Raw genomic sequence first — 19,791 nt, 5'->3', positions numbered from 1 at the left:
GCGCGCTCTGTCGCGAACACTTGTTCCAAATCCGGCGGCTTCCCGCAACCCCTGTAACACAAAGCCCCGCACGGTTGGCGGGGCTTTGGTAAGAAGGGACGGCTGACAGATCGGATCAGCTGGCGCGTTTGATCCCCATGACGCGGGCACGGGCGCGCGGGTCACTGTCAAACAGCGCGGCGAGCTGTTCTGTCATGGCGCCTGCCAGCTGTTCAACATCGGTGATGGTGACGGCGCGGTCATAGTAGCGGGTCACGTCATGGCCGATGCCGATGGCCAGCAGTTCGACCTGTTTGCGCCGCTCCACCATGGCGATCACATCGCGCAGGTGTTTTTCCAAATAGTTGGCCGGGTTCACCGACAGGGTGCTGTCATCCACCGGCGCACCATCGGAAATCACCATCAGGATTTTGCGCGCCTCTTGCCGCGCGATCATACGGCGGTGCGCCCATTCCAGTGCCTCACCGTCGATGTTTTCCTTCAGGAGGCCCTCTTTCATCATCAGGCCGAGGTTGTCACGGGTCCGGCGCATCGGCGCATCGGCGCCTTTGTAGATGATGTGGCGTAGGTCGTTGAGGCGGCCGGGCAATTGCGGACGACCCTCATTGAGCCAGGCCTCGCGGGCCAGGCCACCTTTCCAGGCGCGGGTGGTAAAGCCGAGGATTTCGACCTTCACGTTGCAGCGTTCCAGGGTGCGGGCCAGAACATCGGCGCAGATCGCGGCGATGGAGATCGGGCGCCCCCGCATGGAGCCGGAGTTATCGAGGAGCAACGTCACCACGGTGTCGCGGAATTCGGTGTCTTTCTCGCGTTTGAACGACAAGGGCGTGGTGGGGTTCGCGACCACACGGGCCAGACGACCAGCATCCAGAATGCCCTCTTCCAGATCAAACTCCCAAGAGCGGTTCTGCTGCGCCTGAAGGCGGCGCTGCAATTTATTGGCCAGCCGTGAAACAGCGCCTTTCAGCGGTTCCAGCTGTTGATCGAGGTAGGCACGCAGACGTTCCAGCTCGGCAGGTTCGGCGAGGTCTTCGGCGGCGATTTCCTCGTCATGGGCATCGTTGAACACCTTGTAGTCGGGATCCGCCTCCGACACAGCTGGCGGCGGCGGGGGATCAAGCGGCGCCTCACCATCGGGCATTTCGGTGTCTTCGGCGAATTCATCATCCGCCATTTCATCCATGGAGACCTGCGCCTGACTCTCGTCCTGCTGCTGTTCCTGAGCCTGCTCGGGGTTGGCGTCGGCTTCTTCCTCGTCGGAATCGTCCTGACCGTTGCTGTCGGGGTCCTGCTGCTCCTCAGCGTCCTCTTCAGCGTCGTTTTCCTGCTCATCGTCGAGCTGGTCCGGGTCCTCACCCAGCTGATCGCCATAGCCCAGATCGGTGATCACCTGCCGTGCAAATTTGGCAAAGGTGGCCTGATCCTCGATGGTGTCGTCAAGGTTGGCCAGTGTTTCACCGGCCTGCTGTTCAATGAACCCGCGCCAGAGTTCCATCACATTGGCGGCGGCCTCTGGCAGCGGGCGGCCAGTGGCGAGATGGCGGATCAGATAGCCAGCCGAGACCGCCAGCGGCGCCTCGGTTGCGGATTTGATCTGGTCATAGCCCTTGCGCAGGGCCTCGTTCTGGATCTTGACGTCAATATTGGAGGCGGTGCCGGGCATGTGCCGTGCGCCCATCGCCTCGCAGCGGGCGGACTCCAGCGCCTCATAGAGGTCCCGCGCCATATCGCCGGGTGGGGCATAGCGGGCATGGGTGGCGGTGTCGTGGAATTTGTGGCGCAGCGCCAGCGCATCGGCGGTGCCACGGGCCAGCAGCACCTCTTCGCGGCTCATCCGGCGGGAGACCTGCGGCAGCCGCATGCTGTCCCCGGACATTCCAGCCGGGTCAACGGAATAGGAGACGTTCAGCTCAGAATCGTCAGCCATCACCTTGGTGGCTTCGGCCAGCGCCTTCTTGAACGGATCGGCGGGGTTATCGTTGAGCTTTTTCATTTCTTGCCGAACCTTTCCAGACAGGTTGCCTTGTCAGCAATATACAACTTGAGCTCAGGAACACGCGAGGGAATACTAATCGGGCCAAATGCCTTCATGTAGTCGTTGATATACGAGTGGTCAGGCCCATCAGCCTCTTCTTCTAAGGCAATGAGATTATCAAAGATGTCACGGTCGGTTACCCAGTCAAAAGGCGCGCCGAGGTGCTTTTGTTTGCGGGAAACAGGGTTGGATCGCATAATCATCCGATGAATAGTTGTTGCGTCAAACAGTCCGCGGCATCTGGCGGCAACGAATCTGGGGTTGCTCATGTCCTGATGTTCCGCAATCGCGAGCATTTTTTCCTTTGTCAAATTTTGTGTCGGCGCTGGGGAGTTTGCGGCCCATGTGGTGCTGACCGAGCCGCAAACCACTAGGAACGTGGCTAAAGTATGCCGGGCTTTGATCACCCCAAGCTCACGCTGGCGGCGCTTTCGGGCAGCTCTTCGTCAAAGCAGCGCTGGTAGAACTCGGCCACGGTCTGGCGCTCCAGCTCGTCGCATTTGTTCAGGAACGACAGGCGGAAGGCATAACCCACGTCGCGGAAAATCTCGACGTTCTGTGCCCAGTTGATCACGGTCCGGGGCGACATCACGGTGGAGAGATCGCCGTTCATAAAGGCGGTCCGGGTGAGGTCGGCGACGGTCACCATCTGGGAGATGGTCTTGCGGCCCTCGGCGGTGTTGTAATGCGGCGCCTTGGACAGCACGATGGCCGCTTCGGCATCATGGCTGAGGTAGTTCAGTGTCGCCACCAGCGACCAGCGGTCCATCTGGGCCTGGTTGATCTGCTGGGTGCCGTGGTAGAGCCCGGTGGTGTCCCCAAGGCCCACGGTGTTGGCGGTGGCAAACAGGCGGAAGTAGGGGTTCGGGGTGATGATCTCGTTCTGGTCCAGCAGCGTCAGCTTGCCGTCATGCTCCAGCACCCGCTGGATCACGAACATCACGTCGGCGCGGCTAAGCATCATATTCGTCAAACACGATGGCAACCGGATTGCGCAGGGCCCAGGGCAGGATGCCTTCGTGGAATTCAGTGACCTGCTTGCCGTCGCGCAGCTTGATCGCGTCCTTACCAATGAGGTCGATCCGGGAGATGTGACTGTCGAGGTTCACCCGCACGGAGGGCCAGTTCAGGCGGGCGGCGACCTGTTCAATGTGGGTCGATTTACCGGTGCCGTGGTAGCCTTGGATCATCACACGGCGGTTGTGGCTGAACCCTGCAAGAATGGCCAGTGTGGTTTCGGGATCGAATTTATAGGTGGGGTCCAGAGCCGGAACCCGGTCAGAGCCTTCGGCGAAGCCCTTGACGGTCATATCCGTATCAATTCCGAACACATCGCGCACCGAAAAGGTCTCGGTGGGTTTCGCGTTCATATCCAGCAAACCGTCGGTCATCGCAGTCGATCCTTATCCTCATCCGCGCAGCGTCCGTTGGCTGCGGGCAATCCGCTGGATTGGTGCCCGATCTTGTCTGCAATCGCAAGGGGCCATGACCGGGTTTGACCAGCTGTCGTGACGTTTGGATCAAAACTGGCCCTATGGGGGCTGTCCCCGCTACCGGATGCGCTATGTTCTCTCCGCCTAACGCGTGTTGTGCCGGGAGGTCGGCGACGCGGGTGGATGTCGCAGTAAACGCATAGCGGGGTTGCGTCTGCGGGCGGTCTGCGGCGCCCCGATGGGCAAATGAACCCTGTACAACAGGGGGCAAAGCCGATATCAGCGCGCACCTGGATGATGCCATCCGCGTTCCTGCGCAGTCGGGGACATTCCCGATATCGGCGTGCCCTCTGGCGGCGCGCCCCGCAGCAAGCGAAATGAAATCTTGAAAACAGCACTCGAACAAGCGCTTCAGGCGCGCGGCTACGAGCATTTGACACCCGTGCAAGAGGCCGTCACCGCAGCCGAGCTGGATCAGTCCGACCTTCTGGTGTCGGCACAGACCGGATCCGGCAAAACCGTAGGCTTTGGCCTGGCGATGGCCCCCACATTGTTGGGCGACGCCGAGAAACTGGACCGTGCCGATCTGCCGTTGGCGCTGGTCATTGCGCCGACCCGCGAACTGGCGTTGCAGGTCAAACGCGAACTTGGCTGGCTTTATGCCGAAGCGGGCGCGCATGTGGTCTCCACCGTTGGCGGTATGGATATGCGCGATGAGCGGCGCGCGCTGGAACGTGGCGCCCATATTGTCGTGGCGACGCCCGGGCGTCTGCGCGACCACATTATGCGCGGCTCCATCAATCTGTCGCAGGTCCGCGCCGTGGTGCTGGACGAAGCCGATGAGATGCTCGATCTGGGCTTCCGCGAGGATCTGGAGTTTATTCTGGGCGAGTCCCCGGAAGAGCGTCGGACCCTGATGTTCTCGGCCACCGTGCCTGCGGGCATTGCGCGGCTGGCGGAGACCTATCTGAAGGATCACCAGCGCATCAAAACCGTGGCGGAAGCCTCGCAGCATGCTGACATTGAATATCAGATGCTGGCCGTGGCGCAGCGGGATGTTGAGAACGCGGTCATTAACGTGCTGCGTTTCCACGAGTCGCCCAATGCGATTGTGTTCTGCAACACCCGCGCGGTGGTGAATCGGATGACCACACGGCTGAGCAATCGCGGATTTTCCGTGGTTGCCCTGTCCGGCGAGCTGTCCCAGGCGGAGCGGTCCAACGCGCTGCAGTCCCTGCGGGACGGGCGCGCGCGGGTCTGCGTTGCAACGGATGTGGCGGCGCGCGGGATCGACCTGCCGAAGCTGGATCTGGTCATTCACGCGGATCTGCCATCCAGCCATGAGACGCTGTTGCACCGGTCGGGCCGTACTGGCCGTGCCGGGCGTCAGGGCGTGTCCGCGCTGATCGTGCCACCAAAGGCAAAGGGCAAGGCCCTGCGCCTGCTGCGGTCGGCCAAGATCACGGCAGAGACCAGCCCGGCCCCCAGTGCAGATGATGTCCGCACCCGCGACTTTGAGCGCCTTCTGGGCGACAAGGCCTGGAGCGAACCGGTCAGCGAAAACGAGACCGCCCCTGTGGCGGAGTTGGTTGAGCGGTTCTCGCCCGAGCAGCTGGCCGCCGCCTATCTGCGTCTGTTCCACGATCGCCACAGCGCGCCTGAGGAGCTGAGCGATCCGCAGCACGACAAACGTGAGCGCCAAGAGCGCGCGCCCTTTGGTCCGTCCGTGTGGTTTGCCGTCAGCGGTGGCCGCAAGGCTGGTGCCGAGCCACGCCGACTGCTGCCTGCGCTGTGCAATGCCGGTGGGCTGACCAAGGATGATATCGGCGCGATCCGGGTTCAGTTTGATCAAAGCTACGTGGAAGTGCGCGAAGCCAGCGCCGAAAGCTTCTGGGGCGCGGTGAAACATGACGGTCTGGAAGAGGGGGCAAATGTCACCCGTCTGGACAAGGCGCCGGATCTGCCCAAATCTCCACGCCCGCAGGGGCGTGAAGGCGGTGGTTTCCGCGATGACAAGCGCGGCCACCGTGGACAAGATCGCGGAGATCGCGGAGATCGCGGCGGCGAGCGGGGGGAGCGTAAGCCCTATGGCGACAAGCCCCGTTATGACAAACCGCGCGGCGACAAGCCTGCTTACGGTGACAAGCCACGTGGTGAAAAACCATATGGTGACAAGCCTCGTGCCAGCAAACCCTATGGCGATAAACCGCGCGGTGACAAACCGGCCTATGGCGACAAGCCCCGTTTCGATAAGCCCAAGCGCACAGGTGAGGGCGGCAAAGCCACAGTGACCGCACGCGGGTCGTCGGACCGGGGGGCAACGCCGTCGGCGCCTGCCAAACCTGCGGTTCCGGGCAAGCCCAAGGGCGATTGGTCCAATCCGGGGAAATCCGGTCGCAAAGGGCCGCCACCGCCGAAGGGCAAGCCCAACAGCAAGAAAAACAAGGCCCGTGCAGTCGTTTCCGGTAAACCCGGCGGCAACGCGCGACCGCAGCGCAAGGGCAGCTGAACCGCCTATCAACGTAAAATGAAGAAGCCACGGCGCCAATGTGCCGTGGCTTTTTTCGTTGTTATATTCGCAGGAGAGAGGCGCGGTTATCCGCCAGTTTGCCGATGTTCAACGGGCGCTCGGCTGATCGGCGAAAACCTGCGGGAGGCGGCGTAGGGGACAAAGAAAAAGCGCCGCTTGCGCGCCGCTCTCTGGCTTTTTCGAAACGGCAATGACGCCAGTTGGTTGAAACGGTTTAGGTGCAGCGGCTCACTTGAAGCTGCGGCTGTCCTTGATCTGATCCCAAGCCCAGACCACCTCTTGCAGCTGTTCTTCCTGGCTGCGGTCGCCTCCGTTCATGTCGGGGTGCAGCACTTTGATCAGCTTTTTATAGGCCTTGCGGATGTCTGCCTTGCTCCAGTCATCCTTGGCCTCCAGCACCTCAAGCGCGCGACGTTCGGTCGGCGGCAGACGGCGCCCGGCAGGGGCGGAGCGGCCCGGATTGCGGGTGGCGTTCTGACCCAGTACCTGATGCGGATCCTCAATGCCTAGCCGCGCCCAGGCCCGCGCCTCTGGATCGCCCATGGGTTTGGTCTGGCGTTCCCAGACCTTGTCCTTGGACTGCTGAGCGTTCAACTCAGCCTCAGTGGTGCCTTCAAAGAAGTTCCACTTGTTGTTGTATTCGCGTACGTGCTCCTGGCAGAACCAGTAGAAATCATCCAGCACATCGGGGGCCTTGGGTGCGCGGAATTTGCCGGGCTCATCGCAGCCATCCTTGTCGCAAACGCGCTGGGAGGTCTCGGACGCGCCGGTGGCGGCCCGCCGCCCGCGGGGGTTCTTTTTCTTCGCTGACCGGATGGACATATCGAAACCAAAGGGATCTGACTTGGTCATGGGGCGCACCTTCTAGACGCAACTGTTCGACTCGGAGGCAGCAGTTTAGTCTAAGGGGCGGCAGATTGAAGGGGGCTGGGAAAATTAATACGGGGATTTTTATGCAGGACACGGCAGAATGAGCATTCGTGATGAGATTGAGGTACGCCTGCGCGCAGAATTTGCGCCAAGCGTGCTGCGGGTCGAGGATGAGAGCGATCAGCACATCGGCCATGCAGGCCACGACGGGCGCGGCGAGAGCCATTTCAACGTGCATATCCGGGCCGCGGCCTTTGCGGATATGAGCCGCGTCGCGCAGCATCGTGCGGTGCATAAGGCGTTGGGCGACATTGTGCCCCGCATCCACGCGCTGGCGCTGGATATCGGCGCCTAGCGCGGCAAGTCAGGCAAAGCCCCGCCTATGTGACCATGCGGCAACGTCGGCGGGGAATTCGGGTAAGGGGCTGGTCAGCTCCCTGCCGGATCTTTGGAGGGGGCTTGCGCCTTTGTCAGCTTTGGCTCGGCCTTTGCGGCAGGTTTGACTGCGGCGCCTTTCGGCGTTGCGGCGAGGGTGGCGCGGGCCTTCAGTGCGGCGGTTACGCCAGACACCGGGCTGAGTTCCTCCACGCCATCATCAGCCATCATCGCACGTGCACCCCGACCGGGAACGGCGATGGCGCCCGCCGGGGCCTCCGGATCACCGGCAATGGCGGTGGGCGGTACGATGGCGGTGGTGGTCGCCGGACCAAGGGTCGGCACAGTGGTGGTTTCCGGGCGGCTGGCGGCCGCGGGCTCCGCGGTGGCGGCTGCGACGTCTTTGGTGTCCGGATCTGCTGGCTCGCTGATGGTCGGCCCCGTGGTCTGAGTGGCGATCTGGGCGCTGAGCTGTGCGGCCAGCTGGGCGATGGCGCCAGACTGTGTATCGTCAGCCGCTGCTGGCAAGGCGCGGCGGAAAATCAGCACATTGCGCCAATTGGTTGTCGAGCCGGTCAGCCCGCTGCGTTCTTCTGAGGGCAGAAGCTCCGCGCGCTGATACTCCCAGCCCTCTGCTGCCATCTCATTAAGCAGAATATCGATGGAATTGGCGAACCGGGCTTCGGCAGTTTTGACCCCTTTGGCCTTGGTGCCCTTGGCGGGGGCGGGAACAACCTTGTACTCAAAAGCTTGCATAAACGTCTCCTGTGTCGGCGGCAGGTTTAGCGCAAGCGTGCGGGGGGTCAAGCGTCCGCGTTCCCCATGGGCGGGGACCTGTCGATGGGCAAGTCGATCTGTAGTATAACCAAATTCCGCGGCGGAATTCCAGTTTGATGACGGGGGCTTGCGCCGTGATGTCAGCACAAAGGGGACACAGGCGGGTGAGTTGCAGCCTGCGCAGGCACCAAAAAGGGCGCCACTGGGGCGCCCTTGGTCAATCTGCAATTGGGTCTGATCTGCGACCCGCGGGTTGCGCTCACTCGCCCAGTTTCTTGGCCACCAGCTCATTCACCGCCTTGGGGTTGGCCTTGCCGCCGGTGGCTTTCATCACCTGGCCGACAAACCAGCCTGCGAGCTTGGGGTTCACCTTGGCCTTCTCCACCTGTGCGGGGTTGGCGGCGATGATCTCGTTCAGCGCGGCCTCGATGGCGCCGGTATCTGTCACCTGCTTCATGCCGCGCTCTTCGACGATCTGAGCCGGGTCGCCACCTTCGGTATAGACGATCTCGAACAGATCCTTGGCGATTTTGCCCGAGATGGCGTCCGAAGAAATCAGATCAATGATACCGCCGAGTTGCGCCGGGGAGACCGGGCTGTCGGTGATTTGTTTGTCCTCGTCCTTCTTCAGGCGGCCGAAGAGTTCGTTGATCACCCAGTTGGCGGCCAGCTTGCCGCTGCGGCCCTTGGCGGTTTCCTCAAAGAAGGTGGCCGATTCCACGTCGGCGGTCAGCACCGAGGCGTCATAATCGGACAGACCGAAATCCTTGATGAAACGTGCCTTTTTCTCGTCCGGCAGTTCCGGCAGGTTGGCGGCGATATCATCAACCCAAGCCTGTTCGATTTCCAGCGGCAGCAGATCCGGGTCGGGGAAATAGCGGTAGTCATGCGCCTCTTCCTTGGAGCGCATGGAGCGGGTTTCGCCCTTGTCCGGATCGTACAGGCGGGTTTCCTGGTCGATGGTGCCGCCCGCCTCGATGATGGCGATCTGGCGGCGGGCCTCGACGTCGATGGCCTGCTGGATAAAGCGCATGGAGTTCATGTTCTTGATCTCGCAGCGGGTGCCGAGGTGGGAGAAGTCCTGGGTTTCCTGATACTTCTCATACTGGCCCGGACGGCAGACGGAGACGTTCACGTCGGCGCGCAGGTTGCCGTTTTGCATGTTGCCATCGCAGGTGCCCAGATACTGCATGATCTGGCGCAGCTTGGCGATATAGGCGGCCGCTTCCTCGGGCCCGCGGATGTCGGGGCGAGAGACGATCTCCATCAGGCAGACGCCGGTGCGGTTGAGGTCGACGAAGGACATGTTGGGATCCATGTCGTGGATCGATTTGCCTGCGTCCTGCTCCATGTGGATGCGCTCAACCCGCACGTTGCGCGCGGTGCCGTCGCCCAGTTCCACCAGCACTTCGCCCTCGCCCACGATGGGGTGATAGAGCTGGGAAATCTGGTAGCCCTGCGGCAGATCGGGGTAGAAATAGTTCTTGCGGTCAAAGGCGGACCACAGGTTGATATCGGCCTTTAGGCCAAGACCGGTGCGCACGGCCTGTTCAACGCAGTAGTCGTTGATCACCGGCAGCATGCCGGGCATCGCCGCATCAACAAATGCCACGTTGGAGTTTGGCTCGGCCCCGAACTTGGTGGAGGCGCCGGAGAACAGCTTGGCATTGGAGCTGACCTGGGCATGCACCTCCATGCCGATGACCAGTTCCCAGTCATGCTTGGCGCCCGCGATTACTTTGGGCTTGGGGAGTTCATATGTCAGGTCGAGCATGGTTTTCCGCCGTATCCGAATGTCTATAGTTGGCAAGCGTTCTAGGCCTCTGCGCGGGCAGGGGCAAGAGGGCAATGGCGGCGCGGGATTGCCGGGGCGGTATTTGCCCTCTTGGCGGGGTCAGGGCGTGCAGATAGAACTGGCAGCCCGAGCAGTTCAACAGGAGGCCGCCTTGGACACATCCGCCCGCATCAGCCAGACCATTGCCACGGAAATCGGCGCTGCCGCGAAACAGGTGAGCGCCGCTGTCGCGCTGCTGGACGAAGGCGCCACCGTGCCCTTTGTCGCGCGCTACCGGAAAGAGGCGACCGGGGGTCTGGATGACACCCAGCTGCGCTAGCTGGCGGAACGGCTGGAATATCTGCGTGAGCTGGAAAAGCGGCGGGCGGCGATCCTTGAGTCGGTGAAATCGCAGGACAAACTGACCGATGCGCTGGCATCCTCAATCGCGACGGCAGAAACCAAGGCGCAGCTGGAGGATATCTACCTGCCCTATAAGCCAAAGCGGCGCACCAAGGCGATGATTGCCCGCGAAAACGGGTTGGAGCCGCTGGCAGAGGCCATTCTGGCCGACCGCCGCATAGACCCGGAAAAGCTGGCGGAAGGGTACATTTCCGAGGCGTTGGAAACGGTGAAGGATGCGCTGAACGGCGCGCGCGATATCCTGACCGAGCGGTTGACTGAAAATGCAGCCCTATTGGGGCGGTTGCGGGGGTTCCTGCAAAAGGAAGCGGTGGTCACCGCCAAGGTGATCGAGGGCAAGGAGCAGGAGGGCGCCAAGTTCTCGGACTATTTCGCGCATTCCGAGCGTTGGGCCGATGTGCCTTCGCACCGGGCGCTGGCGATGCTGCGTGGGTCAAACGAGGGCGTGCTGACGCTGGATGTGGGGCCGGAGCCGGAAGAAGGTGCCGCGCGGGCCGAAGGCATGGTTGCGGCGGAGCTGGGCGCGGGCGGCAACGGGCCGGGGGATATTTGGCTGCGCAAGGTCGCGGGCTGGGCCTGGCGGGTGAAGCTGTCGCTGTCGATGATGCTGGAGCTGATGGGAGACCTGCGCGGTCGTGCGCAGGAGGACGCTATTCAGGTCTTTGCCCGCAACCTCAAGGACCTGCTGTTTGCAGCGCCAGCCGGTGCGCGGCCGACTCTCGGGCTGGATCCGGGTATTCGCACCGGCGTCAAGGCGGCGGTGGTTGACGCAACCGGGAAATTGGTGGCCACCGAGACGCTGTATCCCTTCCAGCCGAAGAACGATCTGCGCGGCGCGCAGGTATCGATTGTGAAACTGATCGCCGAGCATGGGGTGGAGCTGATCGCCATCGGCAACGGCACCGCCAGCCGCGAGACTGAGCGGATGGTGGCGGAGGTGCTGAAGCATCTGCCTGCCAAGGTGAAGGCGCCGACCAAGGTGGTGGTGTCCGAGGCCGGCGCCTCGGTCTATTCCGCATCCGAACTGGCGGCGCGGGAATTCCCGGATCTGGACGTGAGCCTGCGCGGGGCGGTGTCGATTGCGCGGCGCCTGCAGGATCCGCTGGCGGAGCTGGTGAAGATCGAACCCAAGAGCATTGGCGTCGGCCAGTACCAGCACGATGTGGACCAGCACAAACTGTCGAAATCGCTGGAAGCGGTGATCGAGGATGTTGTGAACGCCGTTGGCGTTGATCTCAACATGGCGTCTGCGCCGCTGCTTGCGCATGTCTCGGGCCTTGGCCCCGGTCTGGCAGAGGCGATTGTCGCACATCGGGATGTAAACGGGGCGTTTTCCTCACGCCGCGAGCTGCTGAAGGTGGCGCGGCTTGGCCCCAAAGCCTATGAACAATGCGCGGGGTTTCTGCGCATCCGGGATGGTAAGGAGCCGCTGGATGCGTCCTCGGTTCACCCCGAAAGCTATGCTGTGGCGCGTAAGATTGTGGCTGCCTGCGGGCGCGATATTCGTCAGATCATGGGCGACGGGGCAGCGCTGAAGTCTCTGCGGGCAGAGGAGTTTGTCGGCGGCGAGGTCGGGCTGCCGACTGTGCGCGACATTTTCGAGGAATTGGAAAAGCCGGGCCGCGATCCGCGTCCGTCCTTTGTGACGGCCTCGTTCAAGGATGGGGTTGAGACGATTACCGATCTTAAGCCCGGCATGGTGCTGGAGGGCACGGTGACCAATGTTGCAGCCTTTGGCGCCTTTGTGGACATTGGCGTGCATCAGGACGGGCTGGTGCATGTGAGCCAGCTGGCGGACCGGTTTGTGAAAGACCCCCATGAGGTGGTGAAGACAGGCCAGGTGGTCAAGGTCACCGTCACGGAGGTGGATGTGCCGCGCAAGCGGATCGCGCTGACCATGAAGAAGGACGGCGGCGCCTCTGCCAAAGAGGAGCGTAACGCACGCGGACCGGCCAAGGGGGCAGGCCCGCGACAGGGCGGCAAGCCTGCGTCTGCTCATGGCAGGCATAAGGGGCCGGGGCAGAAGCAGGGCAAAACTCAAAGCGCGCGTCAAAACTCCGGTCAGAAGACTGATCAGAATACCGGCGCTCTGGGGGCCGCTCTGATGGATGCCTTCAAGAAACGATAGCAGGACACCGGATGGAGCGTGAACGTGGCGCAGGCGTGCGAGGCGCCTGTGCTAGTTTGAGGTGACCCGCAGGCCGCTGGCGGAGAATTCCACCCTCTGGCCTGCCTCGATCTCATTGCGGAACAGTTTCGCGATAAAGGCCAGTGCATCCTTGCGTCCGTGATCGGCAAAGCGGCGCGGCGAGGCGATGCGCAGGTTGTTGTCAAACCGCTGGGCTGCGTGGGCCCAGATCAGGGGATGGATTTCGCGCAGGTGATCGCGGATCAGCCATTCTGCGGCCTCCACGATTTCGGTACGCTGCGGGGAGCCTTTGGTGGCGGCTTCCTCGCCGTAGCGCAGGGCCACGGCGCAATAGGAGGACAGGAGGTTGATCATTTCCTGATCGGGGCGACGGGCCACGATATCGCGCAGACCGTCCATGAAGAAGTCGATATCGACGCGGGCGCAGGCCTCCGGGTCCAGTGCAATGGCATCGAAATAGACCCAGGCATAGGCGCCGTGGCCCCAAGTGGCCTCGGTGCGAGCGGCGGTGCGGCGGGCCTCCAGTTCGAGCGCGGTATAGTCGCCGAACCAGCGCGGCAGCATATGGGTGCCCAGACTGCGCATGTGGCGGTGATTGTCGGGATCAAGATCAATGAGTGCTGCAAAGTCATCGGCGACCTGCGTGGTCCCGGCAGAGCGTTGCCCGGCCAGAAGGGCGGTTTTGGCGGCGGCTATGAAGGGGCTGTCGAGTGCAATGCCATCCAGCGGGTGCAACAGCGCGGCGGCCCTGTCGAAATGGGCTGCACAACGCTGACCGTTGGCGACGGTGATCGACAAGACGTCGGAATACCCCCGCCAGATCCACGCCACATCAATATGGGCCAGGGCCACCAAGGTGCGCAGATAGGGGTCGTCGCGATGCTCGACGCACATGGCCTCCAGCCCCATGACACCTTCGATCATCTTGCGCCGGTCTGCGGCGTGGCCGAGGCTCAGCGCGTGTTCGACGGCATTGACCACATCGCCGCGGGCACCATGGGCCAGCAGTTCGGCGACGGGGAGGCCATGCGGCGTGTTGCGTCGCGCCCTATCAGCCTCTGCGATCCGGGCGGAGAGGTCAGCCCAGCGATCCTGACGGGCGAGGAACTGGCCCTGATCCTGCAGCGCCGCGCAGTCACTGCCGGAGTGCGCAGGATCGCAGATTGGCACGATCAGTTGCTCGGTTGATTGGGTGATGGCGCTGCTGTGGCTGCGCGGCTCGCAGGTACTGTCCTGAACCGTTGTTGGTTTTGGCAAGCGGACGGGGTGACCATCGGCGGTCTGGACCGCCGGTGCGCGCCCGTCGCCGGGCAGAAATGTCGCAAAAACCTGTTTGAAAAGATCGCGCGCTGGGGTGTTTTTGTTGAGCATATCTATGTCCGCGTGCTGGCAGCTTAAATCACTGAAAACAAACTGACCCGGCTTTGGGGCGCAATCATGGCGCGCGCGCGCCATTGCGGAGGACGATTGGGATATTCCAGTGGCAGGTTAACGGGCGTTAAGAGTTGGGTTTGCGGCGGAGACGCCGCTCAGACCGCTAGAAAATCTGAAAATGATGTCGCTCAACCCGCAGATTGGCGGCAATCAGAGCTTGCTCAAAGCGCTGATGCGGCGGCAGGCAATCCGGCGGGATACGCAGGCGTTTGCCGCTGTTGGTGTGAACCGTGGCGCGATGGGAGAAATCCCAGCGCCTGTCGAGCCGGATGTGGCTGATCCGATCCAGGGGGATATCTGTGCTGCCGGAGGCCGCGTTGCACCAGCTAAGGCCCTTGCTGTCCACCGCCAGCATCGCAGTAGGGTTGCGCCATAGCTCCCACAGGCCGGGCAGCAGGGGCAGCGCCAGCACCACAGCAATCCAGACAGCGGCGGAGAAATAAAGCGATATGATCAGAATGCCGACCGCCCAGAGGCCAAGCGCCACGGTGAGGCGCGGTGTGCGGGCGGTCCCGCTGTAGCGATACGCCGTGGAGGAGGCACCGCCGTCAGACACCCGTCAGACCTACGGCACGGTGGGTGTCACCGAGATCCGGCTGACGGCAATGCTGCACCGTTTCCAGATCTACAGAGGGGAACGGGCAGTCAGGCCGCCCGCTCTTTCTGCGTGTGGTGGGCATCACCCCTGCAGGATCCGGCTGACCATCTCATGGGTGTCACGGCTGAGACCCTCTTTGGCGAGGATGCGTTCCAGTTCAACTCGGATCAGGGCCTGTCGCGCACTGTCGTAGCGTTTCCAGGTCTGGAAGGCCGCACACATCCGCGCGGTGGTCTGGGGGTTCAGGCTGTCCAGCGCGATCAGGTTCTTTGCCAGCAGCTGATAGCCCGCGCCACTGACATGGTGGAAGCCCGCGTGATTGCCCGCCAGCGCGCCCATCACGGCGCGGAAGCGGTTGGGGTTCTTCATGTCAAAGAGCGTGTGACCGGTGAGGTCCGAGGCAACCCCGGCTGCCGCATCGGGGGCGGCACAGGCCACCTGCAGGGCGAACCATTTGTCCATCACCAGACGGTCATCCTGCCATTGGTCGAAGAACGCCTGACTTTGGCTCTCGCCATTTTCCGCCTTCATCAGTGATGCCAGCGCCGCATATTGCTGGGTCATATTGTCAGCGGCCTGATACTGGCGTGCCGCCTGTTCGCCGCCATCCAGCCGGGTCAGCAGGGACAGGATACGACCGTTCAGCGCCCGCAGACCGGCACCATGGGCATCGGGCTGATAGGGGCCATCTACAGTAGTCGCGGCATAGAGCCGGGGCAGGCTGGTTTCCAGCTGTTGCGCCAGCGTCTGAGCGAAGGTCTCTGCCGCATCGTAGATCTTCTGCGGATCGGGGGTGACACCTCGGTCGTGCAGAGATTGGGCAATCTCGGACTGGCTGGGCGGCGATAGCACCAGCGCGCGGAAGGCTGGATCAAGCATGTCATCACGCACCAGTTTCTCCAGCGCATCCAGATAGGCCCCGTCGGGCGCGGCGCCCTCGGTCACCATAGTGACGCGGGTTTCGGTGGCCAGAGCGTTGCCCGCCTCCCAGCGGTTGAAGGGATCAGTGTCATGGGCCAGCAGGAAGGCGCGTTCTGCGTTTGTGGTCTCGCGCTCCAGGATCACCGGGGCCGAGAACTCGCGCAGGATGGAGGGCACGGGTTTCGCGGCGATGCCATCAAAGGTGAAGCTCTGCTTGGCTTCGGTCAGCTCCAGCACCTCCGTTTCCCGCACTTCATCGCCGTTAGGAGAGAGAAGTCCCACCGCGATTGGAATAACGCGAGGGGCCTTGTCGGGCTGGCCGAGGGTGGGCGGTGTCGATTGCTCAAAGGTGAGGGTATAGCGACCGTCGGCATAGTCCTCAGAGACCTGCACCCGCGGGGTGCCCGCTTGACTGTACCAGAGTTTGAATTGGCTGAGGTCACGCCCGGTGGCATCCTCAAACACCTTCAACCAGTCTTCGATCGTACAGGCCTGACCGTCGTGCCAATCAAAGTAGAGATCCAGCGCCGCTGCGTAATTCTCATCGCCCACAAGGCGCTTCAGCATCCCAATGACCTCAGCGCCCTTTTCATAGACGGTGGCGGTGTAGAAGTTGTTGATCTCTTGGAATTGTTCCGGGCGCGGCGGATGGGCGAGGGGGCCGTTGTCCTCCGGGAACTGGCGCGCGCGGAGCGCAATCACATCCTCAATCCGCTTCACCGGCTCTGACCGCATGTCGGCAGTGAACTGGGCATCGCGGAACACGGTCAGGCCTTCCTTCAGACACAGCTGGAACCAGTCGCGGCAGGTGATGCGATTGCCGGTCCAGTTGTGGAAATACTCATGGGCGATAATCGCCTCAATCCGTTCGAAATTGGCATCCGTTGAGGTCTCGGGCGAGGCGAGAACGCAGGAGGAGTTGAAGATGTTCAGCCCTTTGTTCTCCATCGCGCCCATGTTGAAGTCATCAACCGCGACGATGTTGAAGATATCCAGATCATATTCGCGGCCGTAGACATCCTCGTCCCATTTCATCGACTTCTTCAGCGCTTCCATGCCAAAGGCGCATTTGCCCTCGTCTCCCGGGCGGACCCAGATGTTGAGTTCGACATTCTTGCCGGACCGGGTGGTGAAGCTGTCGGGATGGTTCACCAGATCACCGGCCACCAGCGCAAAGAGATAGGCCGGTTTTGGCCATGGATCGTGCCACTCCGCCCAACCGTCGCCTGACCCGGTGGGATTGCCATTGGATAGAAGGACCTTTTCATTCCCTTCGATACGGACCGAGAAGGTCGACATCACGTCAGGGCGGTCAGGGTAATAGGTGATCTTGCGAAACCCCTCGGCCTCACATTGGGTGCAATACATGCCGCTGGACATATAAAGTCCCTCCAGCGCGGTGTTGGCGGCGGGGTCGATTTCCACCTCCGCTTCCCAGGTGAAGGGGGTGTCGGGTGTGTCGCAGATGAGACCACCCGCGATCAGCTCGGGCGTCACAGGCTTACCGTCGATCTTGGCGGAGATGAGTTTCAGCGCTTCACCGTGCAGGCAAAACCGCGGATCGGCGGCGTTTTCCTTGGGGGCAAAGCGGATCTTGCTCAGCACGCGGGTCGAATTCGGCGCCAGTTTAAATGTCAGCTCTACCGCCTCCACCTCAAATCCGAAAGGTTTGTAATCCTTCAGATAAAATGTCTCCGGTGCGGTGGTGGGCGCGGCATCTTTCATGGTTTTTTCCTGTTCCGTGGAACCCGGGCGGGTCGGTCAGCGTATCTATTACAAGCCTGTGTACCAGCGGCTGCGGCCCCGCGCCAGCAACCGCGCAAACTTGTAGACAAAGGAGCGGCCCATGTCGGCACCTGACACCAATGTTGAACGCGAAGAGAAGCTGCACAAACCGGCCCTGCTGGGGATCCGGGGCGTCGTGGTGGCTGTGCTGCTGATGTTTGCCGTCTTCCTGCTTTGGGTTTTCAACAAAGGCGGCGAACAAGATGTCGTCGAAACACCGCAGACGGCTGCCGAAGTGCAAGCGACTATCGCGGACAACTGACCCAATCCTCCGACGACTTGAAATTCCTCCCCGACTGGACCCGGCAGCGCTCTGCCGGGTCTTTTTTTGGTTTTTTCTATAGCGCTGGGTTTGTTCCGGGAAATCCTAAAGGGAGAACAGCACCTATCGTGTTTATTTGAAGCAGCTTCGCCTGAATTGGTAAACTAATATTACCACCATCGTTGCTGATAGGAAACTTTTGGTGTATCCGAGTCCGCAAACGCGCATTTACAGGAGGATCACCCCATGAGCGGGATGCAGGAACGTCATGATATGCAGGTGGCTGACACGCTGGTGTCCTTCATCGAAGACAAGGCTTTGCCCGGCACTGGTGTGACAGCGGATGCGTTCTGGGCCGGTCTGTCCGGGCTGGTCAACGGGATGGGCGATGAGAACCGCGCCTTTCTGGCAAAACGTGCGGATCTGCAGGGACAGATTGACGCCTGGCACATCGAACGCAAAGGGCAGGCCCATGACGCCGCCGCCTATGAGGCGTTTCTGCGCGATATCGGCTATCTGCTGCCTGAGGGCGACGATTTTGAGATCGAAACGCAGAATGTCGACGATGAGATCGCCAATGTTCCGGGGCCGCAGCTGGTGGTGCCGATCACCAATGCGCGCTTTGCTCTGAATGCGGCCAACGCCCGTTGGGGCAGCCTCTATGATGCGCTCTATGGCACTGATGCCATGGGTGATCTGCCTGAGGGCAAAGGCTATGATGCCGGGCGCGGTGCGCGGGTGATCGCTTGGGGTCGCGGGTTCCTTGATCAGACCTTCCCGCTGGCTGAGGGGTCGTGGAACGACTGCACCGGTCTGTCTGTGGAAGGCGGCGCGCTGGTGCCAACGCTCAAGGATGCCGCGCAGTTTGCAGGTTATGAAGGCGATGCGGCCACGCCGGGCAAAATCCTGTTGAAGAACAATGGCCTGCACGCGGTGATCGTGGTGGATGCCAACGGGAACATCGGCACGGGCGATCAGGCCGGGATCAATGATATTGTCCTGGAGTCAGCGCTCTCCACCATTATGGACTGCGAAGATTCCGTGGCCTGCGTCGATGGTGAGGACAAGGTCACGGCCTATTCGAACTGGCTTGGGCTGATGAAGCGCGACCTCGCCGAAGAGGTGACGAAGGGTGGTGAAACCTTCACCCGTGTGCTGAACGACGACCAGACGTTCACCGCACCGGATGGCTCGGATCTGGTGCTGAAAGGGCGCTCGCTGCTGCTGGTGCGCAACGTCGGCCATCTGATGACCAACCCTGCCGTCCGCGATAGCGCTGGGCGCGAGGCAGGCGAGGGCTTCATTGATGCGATGACCACCGTCCTATGTGCAATGCATGATCTTCAGGCCGAGGGCGGCAACTCGCTGCATGGGTCCGTTTACGTGGTGAAGCCGAAGATGCACGGGCCGGAGGAGGTTGCTTTCACCGACCGGATTTTCACCCATGTCGAAGACGCGCTGGGCTTGCCGCGTCACACCGTCAAGATCGGCATCATGGATGAGGAGCGTCGCACCTCGGTAAACCTCAAATCCTGTATCCGGGCCGCAAAACATCGGGTTGCCTTCATCAACACAGGCTTCCTTGATCGCACCGGCGACGAGATCCATACCTCGATGGAGGCGGGGCCAATGATGCGCAAGGGCGAGATGAAAGCGACGCCTTGGATTGCCTCCTATGAGGATCGCAATGTTGATATCGGTCTGGCCTGCGGCCTGAAAGGGCGGGCCCAGATCGGCAAGGGCATGTGGGCCATGCCGGATCGCATGGGCGAGATGCTGGAGGCCAAGATCGGCCATCCGAAGTCCGGTGCGACCTGCGCCTGGGTGCCGTCGCCAACCGCCGCGACGTTGCATGCCACGCATTACCACCGCGTGAACGTCCATCAGGTGCAGGACCAGCTGAAAGCGGGCGGCGCGCGGGGCACGTTGGATGATCTGCTGACCATCCCGGTGATGCAGGGCGAGAACCTGTCGGAGGCCGAAATCGCGCAGGAGATCGAGAATAACGCGCAGGGTATTCTGGGCTATGTGGTGCGCTGGGTCGATCAGGGCGTGGGATGCTCCAAGGTGCCCGACATTCACAATGTGGGCCTGATGGAAGACCGTGCAACCTGCCGGATTTCCAGCCAGGCACTGGCCAACTGGCTCCATCACGGCATTGTGGATGAGGCGCAGGTCATGGCCGCGATGCAGAAAATGGCCGCAGTCGTGGACGGACAGAACGCGGGCGACGCCAGCTACACGCCTATGGCACCGGGATTTGATGGAATTGCCTTTCAGGCGGCCTGCGATCTGGTGTTCCGTGGGCGGATTCAGCCCTCCGGCTATACCGAGCCGGTGCTGCATGCGCGTCGCCTTGAACTGAAGGCGCAGGGCTAAGAGAACAGATGGGGTCGGGCGCTGTGCCCGGCCCCTTTTTTTACGA

At 61.9% G+C, this 19,791-nt stretch carries 12 protein-coding genes and 2 pseudogenes; 5 read left to right on the top strand and 9 right to left on the bottom strand.

All coding sequences use genetic code 11. The features are described from left to right. Nucleotides 1-115: 115 nt before the first annotated feature. The 3 genes and pseudogenes from cobT to cobS form a co-directional block, all read right to left on the bottom strand. Nucleotides 116-1,993, bottom strand: coding sequence for a cobaltochelatase subunit CobT (gene cobT, locus L0Z65_RS08725; RefSeq protein ID WP_405106867.1), 1,878 nt, complete (start codon nt 1,991-1,993; stop codon nt 116-118). Further along, nucleotides 1,990-2,442 (bottom strand): hypothetical protein, encoded by a 453-nt coding sequence (locus L0Z65_RS08720; RefSeq protein ID WP_405106864.1) that lies wholly within the window; start codon nt 2,440-2,442, stop codon nt 1,990-1,992. Before L0Z65_RS08720 ends, cobT begins: the two co-directional genes overlap by 4 nt. Beyond that, nucleotides 2,439-3,426 (bottom strand): annotated as a pseudogene (cobS, locus tag L0Z65_RS08715) (cobaltochelatase subunit CobS). Before cobS ends, L0Z65_RS08720 begins: the two are co-directional and overlap by 4 nt. Before the next feature lie 427 nt (nt 3,427-3,853). Between cobS and L0Z65_RS08710 the strand changes: the two are divergent. Then, a complete protein-coding gene (locus L0Z65_RS08710) occupies nt 3,854-5,977 on the top strand; it encodes a DEAD/DEAH box helicase (protein WP_405106861.1) in 2,124 nt (707 codons plus the stop codon). A gap of 249 nt (nt 5,978-6,226) precedes the next feature. On the opposite strand, the gene L0Z65_RS08705 is transcribed toward L0Z65_RS08710, so the two are convergent. Then, entirely contained in the window at nt 6,227-6,850 is a 624-nt protein-coding gene (locus tag L0Z65_RS08705; protein ID WP_102897354.1) for a J domain-containing protein, read from the bottom strand. A 118-nt stretch (nt 6,851-6,968) separates the two neighbouring features. Between L0Z65_RS08705 and L0Z65_RS08700 the strand changes: the two genes are divergently transcribed. Beyond that, nucleotides 6,969-7,223, top strand: a complete 255-nt coding sequence (locus L0Z65_RS08700) for a BolA family transcriptional regulator (RefSeq protein ID WP_102897353.1) — start codon at nt 6,969-6,971, stop codon at nt 7,221-7,223. Between the two features lie 74 nt (nt 7,224-7,297). On the opposite strand, the gene L0Z65_RS08695 is transcribed toward L0Z65_RS08700, so the two are convergent. Further along, nucleotides 7,298-7,999: a DUF4177 domain-containing protein gene (locus L0Z65_RS08695; RefSeq protein WP_405112409.1), complete on the bottom strand. Its 702-nt coding sequence runs from the start codon at nt 7,997-7,999 to the stop codon at nt 7,298-7,300. Between the two features lie 280 nt (nt 8,000-8,279). Then, nucleotides 8,280-9,794, bottom strand: coding sequence for an Asp-tRNA(Asn)/Glu-tRNA(Gln) amidotransferase subunit GatB (gene gatB, locus L0Z65_RS08690; RefSeq protein WP_405112406.1), 1,515 nt, complete (start codon nt 9,792-9,794; stop codon nt 8,280-8,282). 172 nt (nt 9,795-9,966) lie between these two features. Here gatB and L0Z65_RS08685 point away from each other — a divergent pair. Continuing rightward, nucleotides 9,967-12,345, top strand: a pseudogene (locus L0Z65_RS08685) (Tex family protein). Between the two features lie 51 nt (nt 12,346-12,396). On the opposite strand, the gene L0Z65_RS08680 reads toward L0Z65_RS08685, so the two are convergent. From L0Z65_RS08680 to pepN, 3 genes are all read right to left on the bottom strand, one after another. Then, nucleotides 12,397-13,737 carry a hypothetical protein gene (locus tag L0Z65_RS08680; protein WP_254683088.1) on the bottom strand — a complete coding sequence of 447 codons (1,341 nt, stop codon included), beginning with the start codon at nt 13,735-13,737 and terminating at the stop codon, nt 12,397-12,399. Nucleotides 13,738-13,903: 166 nt separating this feature from the next. Then, nucleotides 13,904-14,356: a hypothetical protein gene (locus L0Z65_RS08675; RefSeq protein WP_405112403.1), complete on the bottom strand. Its 453-nt coding sequence runs from the start codon at nt 14,354-14,356 to the stop codon at nt 13,904-13,906. Nucleotides 14,357-14,479: 123 nt separating this feature from the next. Next, a complete protein-coding gene (gene pepN / locus L0Z65_RS08670; protein WP_405112400.1) occupies nt 14,480-17,044 on the bottom strand; it encodes an aminopeptidase N in 2,565 nt (854 codons plus the stop codon). Between the two features lie 121 nt (nt 17,045-17,165). On the opposite strand from pepN, the gene L0Z65_RS08665 reads away from it, so the two are divergent. Together L0Z65_RS08665 and L0Z65_RS08660 are read left to right on the top strand one after the other, a co-directional pair. Further along, the gene (locus L0Z65_RS08665) at nt 17,166-17,366 is read left to right on the top strand and encodes a hypothetical protein (RefSeq protein WP_014874107.1); all 201 of its coding nucleotides are present in this window, start codon (nt 17,166-17,168) and stop codon (nt 17,364-17,366) included. 246 nt (nt 17,367-17,612) lie between these two features. Further along, nucleotides 17,613-19,745 (top strand): malate synthase G, encoded by a 2,133-nt coding sequence (locus L0Z65_RS08660; RefSeq protein WP_405112397.1) that lies wholly within the window; start codon nt 17,613-17,615, stop codon nt 19,743-19,745. Nucleotides 19,746-19,791: the final 46 nt, after the last annotated feature.

It is taken from the genome of Phaeobacter sp. BS52 (genome assembly GCF_045040595.1).
GTDB classification, from domain to species: domain Bacteria; phylum Pseudomonadota; class Alphaproteobacteria; order Rhodobacterales; family Rhodobacteraceae; genus Phaeobacter; species Phaeobacter piscinae.
The sequence above is the reverse complement of the archived record's forward strand: the minus strand, read 5'-3'. Positions and strand labels throughout refer to the sequence as shown.